At 40.5% G+C, this 21277-nt stretch carries 29 protein-coding genes and 1 tRNA gene; 10 read left to right on the plus strand and 20 right to left on the minus strand.

Annotation, left to right across the window (positions count from 1 at the left end; genetic code table 11):
- The first annotated feature begins 11 nt into the window (after nucleotides 1-11).
- On the plus strand, nucleotides 12-1238 hold the full coding sequence (locus BDD30_RS07855) for a multifunctional CCA addition/repair protein (RefSeq protein WP_015835669.1): 1227 nt from the start codon (nucleotides 12-14) through the stop codon (nucleotides 1236-1238).
- Nucleotides 1239-1333: 95 nt separating this feature from the next.
- Here BDD30_RS07855 and bacA read toward each other — a convergent pair whose 3' ends face one another.
- Nucleotides 1334-2152: an undecaprenyl-diphosphate phosphatase gene (gene bacA / locus BDD30_RS07860; protein ID WP_015835670.1), complete on the minus strand. Its 819-nt coding sequence runs from the start codon at nucleotides 2150-2152 to the stop codon at nucleotides 1334-1336.
- A gap of 178 nt (nucleotides 2153-2330) precedes the next feature.
- Nucleotides 2331-2681: a bifunctional dihydroneopterin aldolase/7,8-dihydroneopterin epimerase gene (folB, locus tag BDD30_RS07865; protein WP_041382399.1), complete on the minus strand. Its 351-nt coding sequence runs from the start codon at nucleotides 2679-2681 to the stop codon at nucleotides 2331-2333.
- Between the two features lie 107 nt (nucleotides 2682-2788).
- On the opposite strand from folB, the gene plsY reads away from it, so the two are divergent.
- A complete protein-coding gene (gene plsY, locus BDD30_RS07870) occupies nucleotides 2789-3430 on the plus strand; it encodes a glycerol-3-phosphate 1-O-acyltransferase PlsY (protein WP_015835672.1) in 642 nt (213 codons plus the stop codon).
- Between the two features lie 90 nt (nucleotides 3431-3520).
- Here the strand turns inward: plsY and tsaD are convergent, their stop codons facing one another.
- The gene (gene tsaD / locus BDD30_RS07875) at nucleotides 3521-4534 is read right to left on the minus strand and encodes a tRNA (adenosine(37)-N6)-threonylcarbamoyltransferase complex transferase subunit TsaD (RefSeq protein ID WP_015835673.1); all 1014 of its coding nucleotides are present in this window, start codon (nucleotides 4532-4534) and stop codon (nucleotides 3521-3523) included.
- Between the two features lie 302 nt (nucleotides 4535-4836).
- Between tsaD and rpsU the strand changes: the two genes are divergently transcribed.
- The 3 genes from rpsU (at nucleotide 4837) to rpoD (ending at nucleotide 8940) form a co-directional block, all read left to right on the plus strand.
- A complete protein-coding gene (gene rpsU, locus BDD30_RS07880) occupies nucleotides 4837-5052 on the plus strand; it encodes a 30S ribosomal protein S21 (protein WP_001144069.1) in 216 nt (71 codons plus the stop codon).
- Between the two features lie 120 nt (nucleotides 5053-5172).
- Nucleotides 5173-6918 carry a DNA primase gene (dnaG, locus tag BDD30_RS07885; protein WP_015835674.1) on the plus strand — a complete coding sequence of 582 codons (1746 nt, stop codon included), beginning with the start codon at nucleotides 5173-5175 and terminating at the stop codon, nucleotides 6916-6918.
- Between the two features lie 171 nt (nucleotides 6919-7089).
- Nucleotides 7090-8940, plus strand: coding sequence for an RNA polymerase sigma factor RpoD (gene rpoD / locus BDD30_RS07890; protein ID WP_041382401.1), 1851 nt, complete (start codon nucleotides 7090-7092; stop codon nucleotides 8938-8940).
- A gap of 75 nt (nucleotides 8941-9015) precedes the next feature.
- On the opposite strand, the gene BDD30_RS07895 is transcribed toward rpoD, so the two are convergent.
- On the minus strand, nucleotides 9016-9780 hold the full coding sequence (locus BDD30_RS07895) for a GNAT family N-acetyltransferase (RefSeq protein ID WP_041382403.1): 765 nt from the start codon (nucleotides 9778-9780) through the stop codon (nucleotides 9016-9018).
- Between the two features lie 242 nt (nucleotides 9781-10022).
- On the opposite strand from BDD30_RS07895, the gene BDD30_RS07900 reads away from it, so the two are divergent.
- A tRNA-Ile gene (locus BDD30_RS07900) sits at nucleotides 10023-10099 on the plus strand.
- A 14-nt stretch (nucleotides 10100-10113) separates the two neighbouring features.
- On the opposite strand, the gene BDD30_RS07905 is transcribed toward BDD30_RS07900, so the two are convergent.
- The 16 genes from BDD30_RS07905 to BDD30_RS07985 all read right to left on the minus strand — a co-directional run bounded on the left by BDD30_RS07905 (nucleotide 10114) and on the right by BDD30_RS07985 (nucleotide 18892).
- On the minus strand, nucleotides 10114-11271 hold the full coding sequence (locus tag BDD30_RS07905; protein WP_231849244.1) for a site-specific integrase: 1158 nt from the start codon (nucleotides 11269-11271) through the stop codon (nucleotides 10114-10116).
- On the minus strand, nucleotides 11154-11579 hold the full coding sequence (locus tag BDD30_RS24135; protein ID WP_081461615.1) for a helix-turn-helix domain-containing protein: 426 nt from the start codon (nucleotides 11577-11579) through the stop codon (nucleotides 11154-11156). The genes BDD30_RS07905 and BDD30_RS24135 overlap by 118 nt, the downstream gene beginning before the upstream one ends.
- Nucleotides 11580-11760: 181 nt before the next feature.
- Nucleotides 11761-12303 (minus strand): phage N-6-adenine-methyltransferase, encoded by a 543-nt coding sequence (locus tag BDD30_RS07915; protein ID WP_015835262.1) that lies wholly within the window; start codon nucleotides 12301-12303, stop codon nucleotides 11761-11763.
- Nucleotides 12303-12458: a hypothetical protein gene (locus tag BDD30_RS23520; RefSeq protein WP_158307078.1), complete on the minus strand. Its 156-nt coding sequence runs from the start codon at nucleotides 12456-12458 to the stop codon at nucleotides 12303-12305. The genes BDD30_RS07915 and BDD30_RS23520 overlap by 1 nt, the downstream gene beginning before the upstream one ends.
- 52 nt (nucleotides 12459-12510) lie before the next feature.
- Complete coding sequence (locus BDD30_RS07925) at nucleotides 12511-12861, minus strand: hypothetical protein (protein ID WP_015835261.1); 351 nt, start codon at nucleotides 12859-12861, stop codon at nucleotides 12511-12513.
- Nucleotides 12854-13306, minus strand: a complete 453-nt coding sequence (locus tag BDD30_RS07930) for a zinc-finger-containing protein (protein WP_041382239.1) — start codon at nucleotides 13304-13306, stop codon at nucleotides 12854-12856. Before BDD30_RS07930 ends, BDD30_RS07925 begins: the two co-directional genes overlap by 8 nt.
- 454 nt (nucleotides 13307-13760) lie before the next feature.
- Nucleotides 13761-14366 carry a hypothetical protein gene (locus BDD30_RS07945; protein ID WP_015835678.1) on the minus strand — a complete coding sequence of 202 codons (606 nt, stop codon included), beginning with the start codon at nucleotides 14364-14366 and terminating at the stop codon, nucleotides 13761-13763.
- An 11-nt stretch (nucleotides 14367-14377) separates the two neighbouring features.
- Nucleotides 14378-15034: an ATP-binding protein gene (locus BDD30_RS07950; protein ID WP_015835679.1), complete on the minus strand. Its 657-nt coding sequence runs from the start codon at nucleotides 15032-15034 to the stop codon at nucleotides 14378-14380.
- 30 nt (nucleotides 15035-15064) lie between these two features.
- Entirely contained in the window at nucleotides 15065-15751 is a 687-nt protein-coding gene (locus tag BDD30_RS07955) for a 3'-5' exonuclease family protein (protein WP_015835257.1), read from the minus strand.
- 14 nt (nucleotides 15752-15765) lie between these two features.
- Nucleotides 15766-15933, minus strand: a complete 168-nt coding sequence (locus BDD30_RS23525; protein WP_158307077.1) for a hypothetical protein — start codon at nucleotides 15931-15933, stop codon at nucleotides 15766-15768.
- Nucleotide 15934: 1 nt separating this feature from the next.
- Entirely contained in the window at nucleotides 15935-16120 is a 186-nt protein-coding gene (locus tag BDD30_RS07960; protein ID WP_041382407.1) for a hypothetical protein, read from the minus strand.
- A 308-nt stretch (nucleotides 16121-16428) separates the two neighbouring features.
- On the minus strand, nucleotides 16429-16647 hold the full coding sequence (locus BDD30_RS23890; protein WP_197535140.1) for a hypothetical protein: 219 nt from the start codon (nucleotides 16645-16647) through the stop codon (nucleotides 16429-16431).
- 140 nt (nucleotides 16648-16787) lie between these two features.
- Entirely contained in the window at nucleotides 16788-17033 is a 246-nt protein-coding gene (locus BDD30_RS07970) for a hypothetical protein (protein ID WP_015835256.1), read from the minus strand.
- A 479-nt stretch (nucleotides 17034-17512) separates the two neighbouring features.
- Nucleotides 17513-17812, minus strand: coding sequence for a hypothetical protein (locus tag BDD30_RS07975; protein WP_015835680.1), 300 nt, complete (start codon nucleotides 17810-17812; stop codon nucleotides 17513-17515).
- Entirely contained in the window at nucleotides 17805-18143 is a 339-nt protein-coding gene (locus BDD30_RS07980) for a hypothetical protein (protein WP_015835681.1), read from the minus strand. The genes BDD30_RS07975 and BDD30_RS07980 overlap by 8 nt, the downstream gene beginning before the upstream one ends.
- A gap of 62 nt (nucleotides 18144-18205) precedes the next feature.
- The gene (locus BDD30_RS07985; protein WP_015835682.1) at nucleotides 18206-18892 is read right to left on the minus strand and encodes a S24 family peptidase; all 687 of its coding nucleotides are present in this window, start codon (nucleotides 18890-18892) and stop codon (nucleotides 18206-18208) included.
- An 82-nt stretch (nucleotides 18893-18974) separates the two neighbouring features.
- Between BDD30_RS07985 and BDD30_RS07990 the strand changes: the two genes are divergently transcribed.
- The 4 genes from BDD30_RS07990 (at nucleotide 18975) to BDD30_RS08005 (ending at nucleotide 21277) form a co-directional block, all read left to right on the plus strand.
- Entirely contained in the window at nucleotides 18975-19199 is a 225-nt protein-coding gene (locus BDD30_RS07990; RefSeq protein ID WP_015835683.1) for a helix-turn-helix domain-containing protein, read from the plus strand.
- Nucleotides 19200-19322: 123 nt separating this feature from the next.
- Nucleotides 19323-19664 carry a CII family transcriptional regulator gene (locus tag BDD30_RS07995; RefSeq protein WP_015835251.1) on the plus strand — a complete coding sequence of 114 codons (342 nt, stop codon included), beginning with the start codon at nucleotides 19323-19325 and terminating at the stop codon, nucleotides 19662-19664.
- Nucleotides 19665-19769: 105 nt separating this feature from the next.
- Nucleotides 19770-20582 carry a replication protein gene (locus BDD30_RS08000; protein WP_015835250.1) on the plus strand — a complete coding sequence of 271 codons (813 nt, stop codon included), beginning with the start codon at nucleotides 19770-19772 and terminating at the stop codon, nucleotides 20580-20582.
- Complete coding sequence (locus BDD30_RS08005; protein ID WP_041382230.1) at nucleotides 20579-21277, plus strand: replication protein P; 699 nt, start codon at nucleotides 20579-20581, stop codon at nucleotides 21275-21277. Before BDD30_RS08000 ends, BDD30_RS08005 begins: the two co-directional genes overlap by 4 nt.

Genomic DNA, 21277 nt, shown 5'->3' on the forward strand with positions numbered 1-21277 from the left:
GGAATATTAAGGTGAGAATCTATCTGGTTGGCGGTGCAGTACGTGACCGCCTGCTAAACCTTCCTGTCAAAGAACGGGATTGGGTTGTTGTTGGCGGAACACCGGAAGAGCTGTTATCTCAAGGATACCAGCAAGTGGGGAAAGATTTCCCCGTATTCCTGCATCCCAAAACTCATGAAGAGTATGCATTGGCGCGTACTGAGAGAAAATCCAGCTTGGGATATACAGGTTTTACCTGTTATGCCGCCCCCAATGTCACATTGGAAGACGATTTGCTACGCCGTGACCTGACAATTAATGCGATTGCTCAAACACCTGACGGTGAGTTTGTCGATCCTTATCATGGTATTAGTGACTTAAATAATCGTATCTTGCGCCATGTTTCTGACGCTTTTTCTGAAGATCCATTAAGGGTATTGCGAGTAGCCCGTTTTGCTGCACGTTTCGCACATTTAGGATTTACCATCGCACCAGAAACACAGGCATTAATGTCAAATATGGCAACTAACGGGGAGTTATCAATACTCACACCAGAACGTGTCTGGAAAGAGACAGAAAAAGCCCTTTCTACTTATTCACCACAGGTTTTCTTTCAGATTTTACGTGATTGCGGCGCTCTGGCTGTACTATTTCCTGAAATTAATAATCTGTTTGGCGTTCCTGCTCCAGAAAAATGGCATCCTGAGATTGATACCGGTATTCACGCGTTGATGGTGCTAAAAGTTGCGGCTGAACTGACAAATGAAGTAGATAGCCGTTTTGCTGCGCTATGCCATGATCTCGGTAAAGGACTGACACCACCAGAACAATGGCCTCATCATTACGGCCATGGCCCAGCAGGCGTTAAGTTAGTGGACCAATTATGCCAACGTCTGCGTGTTCCTAATTCTGCCCGTGATTTGGCAAAACTGGCCGCTAATTATCATGATTTAGTACATACTGTCGATCAATTACGACCAAAAACATTACTTAAGCTGTTTGATGCCGTTGATGCATGGCGTAAACCTCAGCGGATAGAGCAGTTGATTATCATCAGTAAAGCAGATGCACGTGGCCGTACCGGGTTTGAAGATACACCATATCCACAAGGTAATTATCTGCGGCAGGCATTCAAAGTTGCCAACCAGGTTCAGGTAAAAAACATTGTAGCCAGTGGGTTGCGTGGTGCTGATATTGGTAATGAGTTACGGCGTCAACGTCAACAAGCACTAGCTGAATGGAAACAACAACAGGATTAGTGCTGCTATTTAAGGATCGAAATACTTAACATTTCCCCTAATATCGAACTTTAATTATACCTAAATTAAATCGATATTAGGGGGATACATTCTCACTATATAAATACCCAGTAAACAGCCGCTGCTACAATAAACCGGTAGATAGCAAATGGGATAAAAGAAATACGTTTAATCAATGTCAGAAAGGTTTTAATTGCTATCAACGCAACAATAAACGCAGTAATAAAACCAACAGCAAACACTGGAGCGTCAGCAGCAGTTAAAAAGTGCAAGCTCTTATAGAGATCCAGCCCGCTCGCCCCCATCATCATTGGCACAGCCAGAATAAATGAGAATTCTGAAGCAGTATAACGGTTAACCCCCATCAGCATTCCACCAGAAATTGTTGCTCCTGAGCGAGAGAATCCCGGCCACAATGCCAGACACTGAAAGCAACCAATCATAAAAGCCTGGCGATAAGTAATATCATCCAACCCTTCTGCTGTCGGTGTCTTAGGTTTCAAGATTTCTGCTGTAATTAACAACACACCACCAATAACTAAAGCATACATCACGCTTTGCGGGTTAAACAGTGACTTGATTGTATCGTGGAACAGTAAACCAAGAGTCACCGCAGGCAACATTGCCAGAATAATATGGCTCAGTTTCAACTTGCCGTTGGTTTTACCTTCGTGAGGAACTTCACCAAAGTGAATACCAATTAACCCAAACAAACGACGCCAAAATACAACTACCACGGCAAGAATAGATCCAAGCTGAATAATCACTTCAAATGTTTCAGCTTTATCACCAGTAAACCCCAGCAAGTGACCAACAATAATCATATGGCCAGTAGAGGAAACAGGAAGAAATTCAGTTAGCCCTTCAACAACACCAAGAATAAGTGCATGAAACAAGGTAGAAAGGTCAGTCATATAGAGAAGTCACACTCCATTAACAAATATCCGAAACAGGCAACCAAGAATAACCCAGCTGCTATTTTCCCATTGTCATTAATCAAATTGACATATTATTAAGCCTGGCAATGCTGCATGCCAAGCTATGGTAAGAACAATGACAACAATATGACAACTGAATTCACTGCTGATAAGACTATTTTTTTCTTTCAATAATCACGCCGACTTGACGAGCCTGTGCTACAGCCCCCGGTTTACTGACTTTTATCCGTATCCACGGTGAATTAAAGCGGTTTAACAACAAATCAGCCACCTCTTCAGCCACCCTTTCAACCAGCGCAAAATTTTGATTCTCTACATGGTTGATAACCGCTTCACTAACTTTGGCGTAATCCAAACAATATTCAACATTATCACTAGAAGATGCGCGTTTGTTATCCCAGCCCATTTCGATATCGAACACTAACTTCTGCTTAATGGTTTGTTCCCAGTCATAAACACCAATGGTAGTAATGACAACTAATTCCTCAATAAATACGATATCCATCACATCGCTTTCCTATATTTTCAACTTGTCGGATACCACTTCCGACTAAATATGCGTATTATCCATGGATAAGCTAAGAAAACGACCATTATTATTGGAGAGACATTATGAGTGCTATCGCGCTTGGTATGATTATCTTCGCGTATCTTTGCGGTTCGATCTCCAGCGCAATACTGATCTGCCGTCTGGCTGGGTTACCCGATCCTCGCCAATATGGCTCAGGAAATCCAGGAGCGACGAATGTATTGCGGATTGGTGGCCGCAGTACTGCGGCAATAGTACTGATTTTTGATGTTCTAAAAGGAATGATTCCAGTCTGGCTGGCTTACCAATTCAATGTATCCCCTTTCTATTTGGGGATTACCGCAATAGCTGCTTGCCTCGGTCATATTTATCCAATCTTTTTCCATTTTAAAGGTGGTAAGGGTGTCGCAACTGCCTTTGGTGCTATTGCCGCCATCGGCTGGGATCTCATGGGTTTGATGACCGGCACTTGGCTACTGACAGTCTTACTAAGTGGCTACTCCTCTTTAGGCGCGATTGTTAGCGCTTTAATTGCCCCTTTCTATGTCTGGTGGTTTAAACCTGAATTTACTTTTCCAGTTGCCATGCTTTGCTGTCTGGTGCTACTGCGTCACCATGATAATATTCAACGCCTTTGGCGCGGCCAGGAAAGTCGTATCTGGAACAAGCTGAAAAAGAAAAAAGAGATGACCGAGCAAGAAAAAATTCAAACAAAGAAAGAGTGAAAAAGGAAAAAAAGATTAACAACAGCTATGAGCAAAAAACCAGTAACCAACTGAATTACTGGTTTTTTATTTCCATTATTGAGAGAAGAATTATAAGGCCGGTAATTCAGACAACGGCCAACGGGCTTTGACAGTCACCCCAAGAGAATCACTCACTCCCCCTTTCAAACGGAGCATACCGGCAAGCGCAATCATGGCACCATTATCTGTACAGAATTCTGGACGTGCATAAAATACTTCACCACCCAATCTAGCCATGACCTCTTCCATTCTAGTGCGCAATGTACGGTTAGCGCTGACACCACCAGCCATTACCAGCCGTTTGAATCCCGTCTGATCAAGCGCCCTTTTGCATTTGATCGCTAATGTATCAACGACCGCATCTTCAAAAGCACGGGCAATATCCGCTCTGGTCTGCGCATCATCACTATTATTATGAATAGTATTAGACGCAAAAGTTTTCAGTCCGGAAAAACTAAAATCCAGCCCAGGACGATCAGTCATCGGGCGCGGAAATACAAAACGGCCCGTTTCCCCTTTTTGAGCCATTTTAGAGAGCAGCGGCCCTCCTGGATAATCCAATCCTAACAACTTAGCTGTCTTATCAAATGCCTCACCAGCAGCATCATCTATTGATTCGCCAAGCAACTCGTATTCACCAATACCTGTTACGCTAATGAGCTGAGTATGACCACCAGACACTAACAAAGCCACGAACGGAAATTCAGGACTGTTATCTTCCAACATCGGAGCCAGTAAATGTCCTTCCATATGATGAACAGGAACCGCAGGAACATCCCAGGAAAATGCCAAAGAGCGGCCAATAGTCGCCCCTACCAATAATGCACCGACCAGACCAGGACCCGCCGTATAAGCAACGGCATCAATATCTTTACTCGTTAATTTTGCTTCTTTCAAAGCAGCCTGAATCAGCGGAACTGTTTTGCGGATATGGTCACGTGAAGCTAGCTCAGGCACAACACCGCCGTAATCAGCGTGTAATTTAATCTGACTGTATAATTGATTTGCCAATAAACCGGCTTTATCGTCATAAATTGCGATTCCGGTTTCATCGCAAGACGTTTCTATACCTAAAACTCGCATTACACTACCTATAGTCCACAGAAGAAAGCCAGTTTATCATTAATGAGACAATTTGCGTGGTTTACATGCTGACTATTTTTACTGTTTAGTCTATAATCAGTGCCCTACGTGAAGTTCCTGTGTGGTTATCGTCAATATTACAGAACTGATTTGCAAATCTCATTGCAGGTCATCATGTAATGTTGTTTCAATTTGCTGCGGCGCTTTACAAAGCCGTATCCATTGAAGTAAAATTCCGCACCATTTTAAGATGGCTGGCATATCACGCCAGCAAAACCGATTTCTATTGAGGTGAAAGGCACATGCCGGTAATTAAAGTACGTGAAAACGAGCCATTCGACGTAGCACTGCGTCGCTTCAAGCGTTCCTGCGAAAAAGCAGGTGTATTAGCAGAAGTTCGTCGTCGTGAATTCTATGAAAAACCAACGACTGAACGTAAACGCGCCAAAGCTTCTGCTGTAAAACGTCACGCTAAGAAGCTGGCTCGCGAAAACGCACGCCGCACTCGTCTGTACTAATCCTTGCGGTTCACCCGCACAGTGGTTAAATTTGCAGATAACAGTAGTTGCAGATAAAGGCCGTGCTTTCCGAAAGGAAGCGCGGCTTATTGTCGTTCATCAACAGGCGTAAAAGGGCTTATGGCTGGACGAATTCCGCGCGCATTTATCAATGATTTATTAGCTCGTACCGATATCATCGAGTTGATCGATGTTCGTGTGCCACTTAAAAAACAGGGTAAAAATTACCACGCGTGTTGTCCGTTTCATAACGAGAAAACGCCTTCGTTCACTGTTAATGGCGATAAACAGTTTTATCATTGCTTTGGCTGCGGAGCTCACGGTAACGCTATCGATTTTCTGATGAATTATGACAGACTTGAATTTGTTGAATCCATCGAAGAATTAGCAGCCATGCACGGGCTGGAAGTGCCTTATGAAGCGGGTTCAGGTAGTAGCCAGATAGAACGCCATCAAAGACAAAATCTTTATCAATTGATGGATAAGCTCAACAGCTTCTATCAGAATTCATTAAATACCTCCGCTGCACAACAAGCCCGACAATATCTGGCTCAGCGCGGGCTTAGTGAAGAAGTTATCCACCGTTTCTCGATTGGTTTCGCTCCCGCTGGTTGGGATAACACCTTGAAACGGTTTGCTCGTAACGCGGAAGAACGTCAACAATTAAATGACGCAGGTATGTTGGTCGCAAATGATAATGGCCGGACTTATGACCGTTTCCGCGAACGAGTGATGTTTCCAATTCGTGACCGTAGAGGGCGCGTGATTGCATTTGGTGGACGTGTTCTGGGAGATGCACTCCCTAAATATCTCAATTCACCAGAAACTGAAATTTTTCATAAAGGTCGCCAACTATATGGCCTTTATGAAGTGCAGAAAAGCCACAAGGAGCTTTCACAATTATTAGTGGTTGAAGGCTACATGGACGTAGTGGCACTGGCGCAGTTTGGTATTGATTATGCTGTTGCCTCATTAGGTACTTCGACTACATCGGAACATATTCAATTACTTTTCCGCGCCACTGATAACGTCATTTGTTGTTACGATGGCGACAGAGCCGGGCGTGACGCTGCATGGAGAGCGTTGGAAACAGCACTCCCTTATCTAAATGATGGTAGGCAGTTACGTTTTATGTTTTTGCCTGATGGCGAAGATCCTGATTCACTGGTTCGCAAAGAAGGCCGTAAGGCATTTGAGCAAAGAATGGAACAGTCTCATACATTATCCGAATTTTTGTTCGAATCGTTATTGCCGCAGGTTGACTTAAGTAGTCCAGAAGGAAAAACCAAGCTCAGCTCACTTTCTGTACCATTAATCAACCAAATTCCGGGAGAAACTTTACGCCTCTATATGAGGCAAGAACTCGGTAATATGATAGGTATTCCCGATGCAGTACAGTTGGAACATTTATTACCACAGCGTCTGGAAAACGGGAATAATTATCAGATGCCGCAGCTAAAACCGACAACTATGCGTATACTTATAGGACTGTTGGTACAAAACCCACACTTAGCCGCTTTAGTTCCCCCTCTACAGGGAATTATGCAGGCCAAGATTGCAGGCTTACCATTATTTATGGAGCTTGTGGAGGTTTGCCTTACTCAACCAGGGCTAACAACTGGGCAGCTACTAGAACAATATCGTGATACTAAATTTAGTAAACAACTTGAAAAACTAGCTACATGGAACGATATACAAGTAGAAGAAATAGCAGAAAATACATTTCGTGACGCATTGGATCACCTCGTCGATTCCGCGTTAGAAGAACGTTTAGACATTCTTATCGCCAGGGCAAGGACTGAAGGTCTGACACAGGAAGAGCGTGAAGAAGTCCGCTTAATTAATGAGTCCCGTGCCAGAAAGTAAACACTGAATTCACGGCTTAAGTGCCGCATTTAGGTAGGGACAAAACCCTACATTTTGCCGCTATAAGTGGGCAGTGGCAATATAACGAAAACGCCCCTAAATGTTATTGTTGGCAGATTAGTTTTGCCGACCGACACCAACCCAAATACTCTGAAGTGTGGATACCGTCTTATGGAGCAAAACCCGCAGTCACAGCTAAAGCTACTTGTCACCCGTGGTAAGGAGCAAGGCTATCTGACCTATGCTGAGGTCAATGACCATCTGCCGGAAGATATCGTCGATTCCGATCAGATCGAAGATATCATCCAGATGATCAATGACATGGGCATTCAGGTAATGGAAGAAGCACCTGATGCCGATGATCTGATGCTAGCAGAAACTACTAACGACACAGACGAAGACGCTGTGGAAGCTGCTGCTCAAGTCCTATCTAGCGTTGAATCTGAAATCGGCCGTACCACCGACCCGGTACGTATGTACATGCGTGAAATGGGTACCGTTGAATTATTGACCCGGGAAGGTGAAATTGACATTGCTAAACGCATTGAAGATGGCATCAATCAGGTACAATGCTCTGTTGCTGAATACCCTGAAGCAATTACCTATTTACTGGAACAATACGACCGAGTAGAAGCTGGTGAAGCTCGCTTGTCAGATCTAATTACCGGTTTCGTTGATCCGAACGCAGAAGAAGACCTCGCACCTACCGCAACTCACGTTGGTTCTGAGCTCCCACAAGAAGAGCTTGATGACGATGATGATGAAGACGATGAAGACAACGATGACGATAGCGATGGTGATGATGACAACAGCATTGACCCGGAATTAGCTCGTCAAAAATTCCAGGAACTGCACGAACAGTATGAAATCACCCGTCAGGAAATTAAGAAAAATGGCCGTGATCATGCAAATACTACAGCCGAAATCTTAAAACTGTCAGAGATTTTCAAACAGTTCCGTCTAGTGCCAAAACAGTTTGATTACTTGGTCAACAACATGCGTTCTATGATGGATCGCGTTCGTCTTCAAGAACGCCAAATCATGAAAATGTGTGTTGAGCAGTGCAAAATGCCGAAGAAGAACTTCATCACTTTATTCTCCGGTAATGAAACCAGTGACATCTGGTTCACCGCTGCAAAAGCAATGAACAAGCCGTGGTCTGAAAAACTACTTGAGGTTGAAGAAGAAATACAACGTAGTCTGCAAAGACTTCGTCAGATCGAAGAAGAAACCGGTTTAACCATTGAACAAGTGAAAGATATCAACCGTCGTATGTCTATCGGTGAAGCAAAAGCCCGCCGTGCGAAAAAAGAGATGGTTGAAGCTAACTTACGTCTGGTTATTTCAATTGCTAAAAAATATACCAACCGTGGCCTGCAATTCCTGGATCTGATCCAAGAAGGCAATATTGGTCTGATGAAAGCGGTTGATAAATTTGAATATCGCCGTGGTTATAAGTTCTCAACTTACGCCACATGGTGGATACGTCAAGCAATTACACGTTCTATTGCCGACCAAGCTCGTACCATTCGTATTCCCGTTCATATGATTGAGACAATCAACAAACTCAATCGTATCTCCCGCCAAATGTTGCAAGAAATGGGACGCGAACCAACACCGGAAGAATTGGCAGAACGGATGTTAATGCCGGAAGATAAAATCCGCAAAGTACTGAAAATCGCCAAAGAACCAATCTCAATGGAAACCCCAATTGGTGATGATGAAGATTCACATCTGGGTGATTTTATTGAAGATACAACGCTGGAACTGCCGCTGGATTCTGCGACCTCAGAAAGCCTGCGCTCAGCAACCCACGATGTTTTGGCTGGGTTAACTGCTCGTGAGGCAAAAGTACTGCGTATGCGTTTCGGTATTGATATGAATACTGACCATACACTAGAGGAAGTCGGTAAACAGTTTGACGTCACCCGTGAACGTATTCGTCAGATCGAGGCAAAAGCACTGCGTAAACTGCGTCATCCAAGCCGCTCTGAAGTTCTGCGTAGCTTCCTTGATGAATAATCAAAAATTTTAATCATGCTGATTGAAAAGCGTCTGCTCCGGCAGACGCTTTTATTTCTTACCACAACACCAATATCAATCGCGATAAAAACTCTGATAACTAAACAATGGAGTAAAACCGAGACGCTGGTACAAAGAAACACCATCATCTGAAGCTTCCAGGTAACAAACTACTGCACCATTAATCCTCGCCTCATTTAGAGCATAGTTTATCAATGCAGTTGCATATCCTCTTCCCTGCACTTCCACAACCGTACCAATATCATCCAAACGTGCCATATTATCCAATATTGATAAAGTTAAAGAACAAACAGGACGACCATCCACGTACAGCGCATAGTGTTTTAGCTGTTTTCCTGCTTCAACTGCCGCTCGATGCCGTTCCTGATATTGTCTGGTAACATTATATTCCTCAGATGCAAAAGCACTCTCAAGCGGAATAGACCAATCCTGCAAAACAATATCAACACATCGAATATCGTGATTAACCGGCTTGTTATGCCACTCAGATAAATTTAGTTGCATGGCTGTGGTCACCCCATCATGAACAAAATTGGCTTGTTGAATATCTTGCTGAACACGCTGAACCTCATCTTCAACAAAAACAACGCCAAAAGGTAATCCGGTATTTTCTAAAAATTTAACACCTGAACGCAGAGCATCACTTACGTCAACACATCCTTTTGTTACCAACAAAAAATTAAAAATATCTGCTTCAATCCCCATCACATATACCCGCACATGCTCGTTTATATATTGAGACGATTGACTAATAGACGAGAAAAAGTAATTTTCCATCTGATGATAAGAAGAAACAGAAGAAAGATGTTTATTATTCATATAATCACCCATCAAAATATATTGATTATCGTGATCATAATATAACCAACAACACAAAATATCTTATTGAAAATTAAGTCGATAACTTATAAAAACATTAAATTAGCCATAAAAATAGCCAATATATATCGCTAACCTCTTTTACTACTTAATAAAAACCAAATTTTGTATACAAAATGGCCATATAAATTTATAGGTCTAGACCGCAAGCAAAACTGTACGTATAATCCCTTCCATTCAACGGCCCCTTAGCTCAGTTGGTCAGAGCAGGCGACTCATAATCGCTTGGTCACTGGTTCAAGTCCAGTAGGGGCCACCAGATTTTTCAATAAGTTACATGTTATTTAACTTATTAGATATAATCGCCTGGGACGTAGATGGGACGTGGCTGTCAAAAATCACATCTATTTGCATTGCGTGCTCAGTTAAGTGATTAGGCGCTAGGTGAGCATAGCGCCTTACCATTTCTATACTCTCCCATCCTCCCATCTCTTGTAAAATTGACAATGGAACTCCTGATTGAACTAACCAGCTTGCCCACGTATGTCTTAAATCATGAAAGCGGAAATTTTCTATTCCGGATCTTTTTAATGCGGAATTCCACGCTGTATTATCATCAACCCGCATCTTTCTAACTGCTGGCGTCTTAGTTCCATCATTTCTAATTGCGGATTTTTTATGCACAAACACCCATTTGTGATGATTTCCTATCTGATTACGCAGTACTTGGCACGCTGTGTCATTCAAAGCCACTCCGATAGCTTTTCCTGATTTACTATCTTCAGGGTATATCCAAGCTACTTTTCTTTGCATGTCAATTTGTTGCCACTCAAGATTAATAATGTTTGATCTACGTAATCCTGTAGCCAGTGCAAATCTAACGATGGATTTTAATGGCTCATGGCATTCATCTATAAGTCTTTTAGCTTCGTGATGTTCGAGCCATCGTATTCGTCCATTCTTCGGCTGACTTGTTTTGATTATTGGTGCCCTATCTATCCATTTCCATTCTCTCTCTGCCGCCCTAAGTAGCGATTTTATAAGCGCCAAATGCAATCCTTTTGTGGCTTTTGCTGCTGGCTTTGGTACATAAACGGGCATATCTTTACCTTTTCTTTTATTTGCTTCGCACTTTGATTGCCAATTTTCCAGATGTTTTCGATTCTCCATCTTTGCTACTGCGGAATATATCTTCTCTGCTGTGATATTTTTTATGATCATCCCAGAGAAGTGGATTAGCCAAAACGCTATCATGCTCTTATCCTTATCTATTGACTTCTTATCAGATTTATCTTCAAGCCATCTGATACATGCTTCTTCAAATGTGACATCAGGATAATCACCAAGTTTATCTACCCTCCACAAATCAGCTCTTAATTTGTCATGCAATTCCTTTGCTTGCCGCTTATCCTCCGTGCCAAGAGATTGCTTAATTCTCTTGCCGCCCGGGATCGTGATGTCGGCGTACCAGGTCTTGTTTCTACGGAATATTGACATGTATTACCTTCCTTAGCGTCAACCGCGCTCACTTTTATAGTGTTGATCGGATTGTTTAATGCGGCAATGCAATTTTGTCTCGTGATGAGATAAGGTGATTGGTGTTTTGATGGGTCTTTTCTTGCTGCCACCAACCTGCCAGTTCGAATCCAGTTTCTTAATGTTGGCGGTGATATACCGATAAAGTCACATGCTTCGTTAAATGTCATTGGATATCTATCCATTCTTACATTCCTTTTGCAAATTTCGCACATACTGAGAAAGCCAGACTTTGGGCGTTGACTTTCTCCTTTGATGCTCATTTATAATTAATTTGAATTGCTGTGTATATTTATCGAGAATAGCTGTGACGGCTTTGTCATCGTATTTCGATAGTTGAGTGAGTTCATTTAAGCATTCCTTTGCTATTGCTCTGCGTCCGTTTTCATAAACTTGGTCATTCATCTAGATTAACTTTAATTGGCTTTATTAAGCTGATTAATTTCATGATGATGTAATCCCATTTAATATATTATAGCCAATTTGAATTAATTGGCATTTATCAACTGTTGTGAATATACAGCGGGGTTTAATAAATGGACGCCAGATTAGCAGTAAACTTCCCTTTGTATTTCCTTTTTTCTCTTTCCCGTTGCCAGCATTAATAAATGAAATCCTTCCGCCTGTTATTAGTCTGATTTCATCTACGGAGTTCATAGCTAATTTAAACCAGCCGACTGATGTGTCTGTTGGAACTAACATAACGACCGGCTGTAATTGCTTCCTGCATTCAATAGCTGCTTTAATAACCCACGGCGTAATATCGGAATACGGCGGGTTACAATATATTGCTCCGTAGCTCACCCAGTCGCATATTAGTGCATTATCGCGTTCCGTGAGATAATGAGCACATAGAGCATTTTCATTGTCTGCTGCTGCATCGAGATAAAAGCCGAATTCTAAGTCTAGAGCGGTGAATATCTCAATCGGGGTTTGCCATTTATCTTTTAATTCCTTGGGAGTATTACTTCCTCTGAAGCCTGCCATTAATCACTCCAATATGACAATTGCTCTTTCGCCGCGTCATGCGGATGAATATATTTCCAATACCCATCTTTCTTAGAATATTCTTCAATCTCACACTCAGCGGCTTCTTCTGCTTCTGCTAAACTAGCGCCGCGTGATATAAGCGTATTTATCATGTAACTCTTGAACATTCGTTTCCACACAAAATAAAAATATTGGCATAGATAATCATTCATTTTTCTTCAACTCTTGTTCCAGTAAAGATTGTGATAAAGTTATTAGTGGGTTAAGTGCATCAAATCCGAGTTCAAAAACCCGAATTTTCTTTTTTAATATTTTAATTTTATCTATTACTTGGCCCGGTGAGCCCGTATCATCTTCTTCTTTAATACCCACAGCTTCAGCTATTGAAGCTAAACCCATGCATGATTCAGCAAACATCTGCTTATAGTTTTCTCGCCCATTCTGCAAAGAAATTAATCTATCAGCAATCTCATTCAGAATTAAATAATCGTCACATTTTGCCGTTTTTGCTAATTCGTGACATGCGGATATTAAAGACTCTGTATCTTTATTCATAATTGCTACCTCTTTTAATAATCATATTTTCACAAATTTCTTTGGCTCTATAACATGTGTCAATATCGAACCAGCCAAAGTGACATTTCCTGAAATTAATTCCCAGTCGTTTTGCTAGAAATTTATACGCGTCCGTGCGTTCAAATCCTATTTTATCCCGCATTTCTTCAAAATGCCGATGCCCGCTCATTCTTGCGTTTCGTGTGGCTTTATCTGCTAACGTACCTAAAGGGATATCAGTAAACGGGTGCATGCCGACGTATGCCCTACACTCAGTACAAATATAGAGCCACGGCCATTTGCTATATGCTTTGCCGAATACATTTTCATGATGAGCTATTGTTACGTCGCCATTGCAGTAATGACACTCTGTCGGAATTGGGAGCGGGTCTTTAACCCGTTGAATGGCTTTTTGACACGGATTCCACGGTGTTTTCTGAGTCATATTCACCTCTCTTTCTAATTAACGTAACGATTGCTTACATATTCATTGTCCATTTCACATAATAATTTAGTTCTTAATTCAGTCAGAATCTGTCTTTCTTCATGCGTACTACATGAAGTAAAAGCCGTGGAATATTCAACATGATGTTTATTTAAGTCTTCATTAAACGAGATACAAATTTCTAACTTCACAGCCATAAATCACCTCATTAGATTAAATTAATTTCTCACTCTTTCAGGATTTCCGAGAATAAATACGCAATGGGTAAAATCATCGGGATTGAATTTATTTCTACTTTCTTGCTTGGACTTTTTTACTTTATTTCTCGATTTCTTTTTGTTTGTACTATGACATTCAACACAATTTCCGCTTGCTATATATCTGAGAGTGTGCCCCAAGGGGCACGGTTTGCCATTAAATTTTTCACCATACATGAATGAATATTCTCCTTGCATTAAAATGGAGAGAAATTATCATCGAATTGATTTGGCTGCATATTGCTATCATAACAGTTATCATTGCTATTATTATGTGATTTCTTTCTTTCGTCTCTATCTTTTAAATTTGAGACAATATTATTTATAGTTTCAGCAACTTTACCCTCTTTTAACTCTTGTAAAGTCTGGCTCGTTTTAGCAATGAATGGAATTCTGATATCAAAACCAAACGTGTCATTACCGTCTGATTTTTTTGTCCGCAGTGTTTTTTGAAGCACTAGACCGACTGTTTTCCCTGTTAATTCGGGGGCAATAAAAGTATTGTCATCTTTCGTGATATAGCTTAGCTGTTTTACACCCGCACACCCTATAATTGCATTAATCATATTAATACCGTATTGATTATCCATCCCATCATTCTTTTTATAACAGACGCTCAAATAATTAACTTTTCTCCCATCATTTGATTCGCCAGAAAATTCAATGAAACAAGCACCCCCTTTTCCCGTCGTGAATTTAGCCTCGCTTATAGTAATAATATAAGCTCCGCTTTCTGTGATAAAGCCGCTTTGACCTGCGGACAATGCTAATTCTTCGTTATAAACAAACATAACATTACTCATTTCATTTAACCTTATTTTTTGATTTCGTAATAATGACAAATTATTTCATCGATAGCAGCTAAATCATTTTCTATCTCATGTTTATCAAACATACCCATCGGTGATTTAACTGTATCGTAACCGTTGTTTCTTGTTGAGAAAAAATAATTGTCATCCTTGACAATTGTTCTTAATACTATTGTGAACATTCCTTCGATGGTTATTTTTTCATCAAGCATTTTTCCTATTGTTTTTATTTTAACTTTCCCTGTCTGCGTCTCTTCCGTATGAGACAGAAAATAAACACGTAAATCGTCTGGCGTTCCATTTATTGCTTTATCAATAATATTCCATGCATGGCTGCCAATTTCCGTAAATTTATCGAATGACTTTTCATCAGAGCGGCGCATGAACTCATTTGCCATGACATATTGAAAGTCATCAATAATGACAATTTTCTTTCCGTATGAGTGAGCTTTTATTATTGCGCCCTCGATATGACTATATTTATCTGAAATGAAAACGGAGGTTTCTGGGTTTTCTTTATCCCACAATTTCCATGTTGCACTCTTGAATGGCAATGGTTTCCTTACTGTTTGAATTAATAAGCAATCTGATGAGTTTAAATTCCTGAGACTTGTTGATTTCCCGGTACCAGATTCGCCTAAGATTAATGTTGCGGTTCCCATAATTACCTCTAATAAAAATCCACCCCAGGGCTATGCTGCAAATGTCATTCTTTTGTGAATAGCTCTGACTCTTTCAACATCACCATTGCAATATTCCGCTACTGTTGATATTTTCCCATCTCTCACAAAGTCCCAAACTTTACTGCCGTCAATATCCTCGCCGGTCTCAGAGCCTTTTTGTAGTAAATTAAGTACCTGGCATAACTTACAAAGTGACACTCTATTGTTATGCCCGGCCCACTCTGTCATTGTGTCGAACACTTGCTTATCCCATGATCTAGCCCCAAACGGAATAAATCGTGGGGGTTTAATGCCAAGTACAACGGCACGCTGAAATAAGAAACGCAAATCAAACCCGGCGATATTGTGACCAATAAAGACGGGGGGTATTTGACGCGATGGGTCGTAATGACTTTCCAGATAATGAAATAAATCAGCAATAATTGCAGGCTCTGAGTTTTTCCAGTCTTCATCAAAAAACGTCACAGTGGGTTCATCATTAATTGCTACACTGACACAGCACACTTGACCAAAGCCGCCGTCAAAACTAGTTTTTCTCCAGTCCTCATCTGCAACTTTCTCTCTATTTTCAGCAAGCCAATCATCAATACTTTCTTGCTTTTTAAAGTTACCTGGTGCTTTCACATTATCGAGAAAGGATTTTTTTACTGATTCGTTTTGAGACGGGATTGTTTCAATATCAATATAAATGTTCATTTTGTTTCCTGTGATTAAGTGAAGTCGCCATTGAATTCAATTGAACTAATCGGCATATTCCTATCAATTCCCTGAATAGAGTGCTTATATTCAAGTTCCATGTGCTCGATAATTTCTTTATCTGAATAGCCGATTTTCGTGTAGAATTCCGTTTCTTTATTCCTCTCGTGTTGAGTGTTCATTTTATAAAGCCTCGATTTTATACCCTTGACTTTCGAAATATGCTTTTACTTCATTAAAGCAGAGATTAGAATTTCCGATGATTTCAGTAGCAGTTCCTTTTGTTATGAAATATCCGTCATCTACTTCAATTTCATATCCTTTGTTTTTTGTAAAGCTTTTAAAAGTATCACAATAAATCTTAATCATAATTACCTCAGAAATATTAAAATTAACGTCGTAAATAGAACTAAACAAGATGGATATAACATAGCAAAGAGCCATTCTTTAATCATATTCATATGATAGTCTCAGATATTGCATTGCTATAACCCACGCCATTTTGCTTTCTGTCTTTAATGCTATCTTAGCTTTAGATTGAGCTAACTCGAAAAGTTGTTTGTTGATTTTCATAATATACCCCTATGCCATCCACTGGCTTCACAGCTCCATATTATTAATTAGCATCCATGCCGATAATTCCCTGTTATTTTCCCGGTGTGGCGAAATAATGCTGCTTATTGAATTTGCTCAGAACGTCCATTACATCTAAAAACCGCCCCATCTTTATCGATTGAGATTTTCGTATCTCGATGTTGTCGCAATGCAATTCTAACTGCGGCCTCTGCATTATTTATATATGCATCAAACTCATTTTGTAATTTATCTAATTTTAATTTCCATTCCCTTTCTATTTCTGCGTAACGCTCGCTTGGCGGTGGTGAATAAAATGACATTCCGTAACATTCATGCCCCCCCCATGACAGACTCAGCTAATGATTTAACTTGTTCTTTTGTTAGAACTAAATCGCAATCACCAGCGCCGTCCGAAATACATTCACTCCAATACTCTAAATCATTCATATCGCCTCCATATTTATCTGACTGAATAGAGCCAGGTGTTGTGTAAGCATCTGTTATCAATGCTGTCATAGAAAGTCGTGGCTTGTACTGAAAGAGCTTTATCAACTCGATTCATTGCAGCGCGCTTAATTGTCAGAACCGGACGGACTGGCTTAACTTCTTCAGGATTAATCCCGTTTGCTTGGTTATAAGCATCAGTTAATGCCTGTCTGCTATTACGTCTGCGTTTAGCTGCGTTGTTATATGCATAGCATTTCATAAATTTTCTCCTGTTGATTTCTGATTAAGCTATCGTGATAACTCAGTCAGAAACCGACTGGTTGAAAATGTGCACTTTTCAGCGCTATCTGTTAAAGAGCGAAACTTCCTGTTAGCTACTACTTCCTATTTGTACTGCTTGCTGCTTGTACTGCGTTGTTTCTTAGCACTTGCGAATCACCTACCTCTTCATCTGCCTTTTCACTGTTGTGCTTTGATGTGATAATAATGAACTATTAGTACAATTTTGTAAAGTACCAATAGTACAAATTCTTTGTTTGGATATGTACTTTTAGTTTATTTGTTTGATTTTTAAGGAAATTTATTTTTTGAAAAGTTTTTCTAAATGAGAAGCTGATTTGGAAGTAAGATATCAAGATTTATCTATTATCTTATTGATTTTAAATAAAATTATTGATAATAATGGAAAAGGGATGGGAAAAGCCACCCAATTAGGGTGGGTAGCAGGTGATATATGTCTTAGAAGATAAGCTTTGCAATACCAATCGCCAAACCAGTTATTCCTAACATTGTGGCAGCAATCCATTTGGTTTGAGCTGCAATAGATTGGTGAACCTCAATTCTCACAGATGCAATATCTTCCTTTGTTGCATAGTTAGCTTTCATAACTGCGAGATCGGTTTTGATGAGGTTCAGATCATCTTCAAGTTTTTTTACTCTGATTTCAAGCATATCGTTGCTGCCTCCGTCACCACTATTGCCGCCTGTTTTAAATGGCAAATCACTTCTTATTGGAACTACGTTATCTTTTTTATTCATTGCTATCTTTCCCCATGATAGCAGGGTATTTCTGTTTTACCCACTCAAGAATTTGTGATGTATCTATCATCATTACATTCCCACATTTTTTACAAATAATTGAAATGTAATAATTATCCGTATTTTTGTGATATATGCTTTCTGCTTTAAATACATTAACATATGGTCCCGTGCTCATATTACAAGAGATAGCACCTGTCATCCCAACCTGAGGAACAGTAAAATGTAAATTATCACAAAGACTACAATGAGGGATAACTCCTTTTGAATCGAAGTACTCACCCAATATTTCAGCGGTAATGAATTCAAAATTTTCATACATTGAAGACATTAACTCTCCTGTAATTAAATATAATGTATTGATAATAAAAAAATTTAACCGAATTGTTCGCCTTAACTAATCTCGTCATCATCAATGTAACGCGTGTTTTTTATAATAGCCGATACATAATGAATCATTGCCACATCATCCTTAGGAATTGTTATTGGTCGATGATCGCTGTTTATACTTGAAAACTGATAATCACCATTTCGTGTAATGTTCATGATTTTTATCATGTTATGACCGTTACGCGTTCTAACAAAAACTTCATCGCCAGGATGCACGAGTGTATTCGGCTCAATGACAACAAATTCGCCGGACTGTATGCGGGGCCACATGCTATCTCCCTTAACTTTTAATCCATATGCATCTCGATCGGAACTACAAATACGCAACCATCCGGCATGGAATTCAACCATATCTACAGCGCCGTCAATGCCAAGAATAGCTTCCCCTACTACTCTAACAAGTCCATCTTTTAGTTTTCCTGCATATTCTACTTTTCCTTGTTCGTCTGCGTTCTTTACTATTCCCAATTGAAGCCATGCCAAATCAACTCGCAAATAATCAGCGATACCTTTCATTGTGGCCTGTCTGGGAAGTGATTCAGCGTTAAACCATTTGCTTGCTGCTTTTGGTGTAACTCCTAAAGCTTTTGCAATGGCAACACCTCTCCCATGTTCATCTAGGCCGAATTTTTTACAGGCCAGTGCAAGCCTATCGGCGAACTCTTTTCGCACTTTTTCTGTTTGTACCATAGGTTCAATAATAAACCACTTGCAAAAACTTTCAGTTCAATAATAATATGTACTAAAAGTACAAATAAGGGATTGAAAAAAGATGGACATCGACATAGCAATAAAAGACATAGGCGTTTCTCATGTCGCTACCGCGTGTGGTGTTACGAAAAAAGCGGTTTACAAGTGGTTAGAAAAAGGCTCATTACCAAAAACCGAATTTTTTGAAAAAACAACTTACGCAATAACAATCGAAAAAATTTCCAAGGGTAAATATCTGGCTAAAGATCTTTTGGAAGCAAGTAAAAGAAATTTATTAGCCGAATAGATCGAGCGAGCTGGTATAGCTCGCATGCTCTTTAACAGATAGCGCTGAAAAGTGCATTCCCCACAAACGGGGAGCGGCCTTATTTAAGGCTATTAACATTATTTTATTTAAGGAATTTAACATATGGATACTGCAACGGAACGCAAATTTCGTGAGATGGAAAGCAAGTTAATTAAAAAACTGGTGCTGAAAGGTGCGAGAAATGTCGCAGAAATTATTGGGTTTCATGAGTCTCAAATTGCGAGATGGCAACGACCGCAGAGAATCGACGACATCAGTTTTATTGAGAAGATGGCTCGGTTCTTAGTTGCGATTGAATTCGAAATCCCGGAACAAGAAGTTGTTATGACGGGGGAAGATGCGAAAGCGCTATTAGCTGCTTTGGAGCTTATCAGATACCCGAAAAGAAAAACCTCGGTTGCGCCAACAACTGAGGCTTCTAATCAAATTGAAATGTCAATATGAATCAAACAGGGGAGCTCTCATTTCCCCTATATACCACTAATAGGTCTATATCATGTCAAGAAAACGGCGATTTCACAAGATAAATCAAGCTGAAAAGGAGGTCACATGAATACAGCGGAAGTAATTAATTTTCCCGCACTTCAGCGCCGGGAGGTTGTCAAAGTGGCTGATGTTGATGATGGCTATACGCGCATCGCTAATGAACTGCTTGAATCAATAATGAGTGCTGATTTAACAGCCAGGCAACTAAAAGTTGTCTTAGCGATTATCAGAAAAACCTATGGTTTTGGTAAAAAAACAGACCGGATAACGAATACTCAGATAGCCGAGATGACAGGTATTCATCATACACATGTCTGCAAAGCAAAGAATGAAATGATTGCAATGAAAATCATTGTGTTATCTGGAAATCAAATAGGAATAAATAAGATCGTTTCTGAGTGGAGTACAGACATTAGCCGACTTAGCGAAACATTAGCCAAGTCAGCTAATAAAACATTAGCTAAGTCGGCTAATGAGGATAAGCCAAGTCAGCTAAACACAAAAGAAACTATACAAAAGAAAAAAGAAATTAATGATCCCCTTGTATCCCCTTTACCAGAAAAACCAAAACCGAAACCGAAAACTAAATTTGACCCAGCACAAGTTGAAATACCGGACTGGTTAAGCGGTGATGCTTGGGCTGAATGGGTGAGCTATCGCCAGCAATCCGGCAAACCGATTAAAACCCAGATTACTGTTACAAAGGCATTCAATTTGCTGAAGGAGTGTTTTGACGAGGGACATGATCCGGCTGATGTAATTAACACAAGCATAGCAAACGGATATCAGGGGCTGTTTAAGCCCAAATATCCACTGCGAGCTAAGCAGGGTCTGGATTTCAATAATACAGATTGGATAGATGGGCTAACGATATGAGAAATCTTGCTACTGTGGTACAGAATCGGGATGGCGGGGCTTTGCAGGTTATGGCCGGATCTCAAAAACCACAACAGGGAACACAAGTTACAAAGCAGGCCGCAGAAATTTTCAATGAGTTATTCCGCCAGTTAAAAGGCGCTTTTCCGGCTTTGATGGCGAATATCAAAACACAGGAAGATTTTAATGAACTGCGTCGGCAATGGGTTCTCGCTTTCGCTGAGAATGGCATCAGAACCGTTGAACAAGTCAATGCCGGAATGAAAATTGCCAGGCAACAAGATACGCCATTTTTGCCATCGCCAGGGCAATTCGTCCAGTGGTGTAAACGGGGTGGTATCAAAAATGCTGGTTTACCGGATGATGCAGAGTTATATGAAATGGTGATGGACTATAGCGCCCGCCGTGGTTTGTATAGCAGCGCAGAGGCTTTCCCTTGGCAGAGCAACGCTTGTTACTGGATTGTCACTAAATTGTATTCACAGATGCGAGGGCTGAATTTAACTGAGTCTGAGTTACGCAAACGTTGTAGTCAGGAGCTGATTAGCATGTCTCGCAGAATGGAATCAGGCGAGCAAATACCAGCGCCAGTTAAGCAGATCCCGAAGTTGCATATTCCAGTTAGCAATGAGCGGGCATTAAATCGTCTGGCGGAAATCAGACGGAAATTCAATTTACACAAGAAGGATTTTTAA

Source organism: Photorhabdus asymbiotica (genome assembly GCF_003634575.1).
Lineage (GTDB): Bacteria > Pseudomonadota > Gammaproteobacteria > Enterobacterales > Enterobacteriaceae > Photorhabdus > Photorhabdus asymbiotica.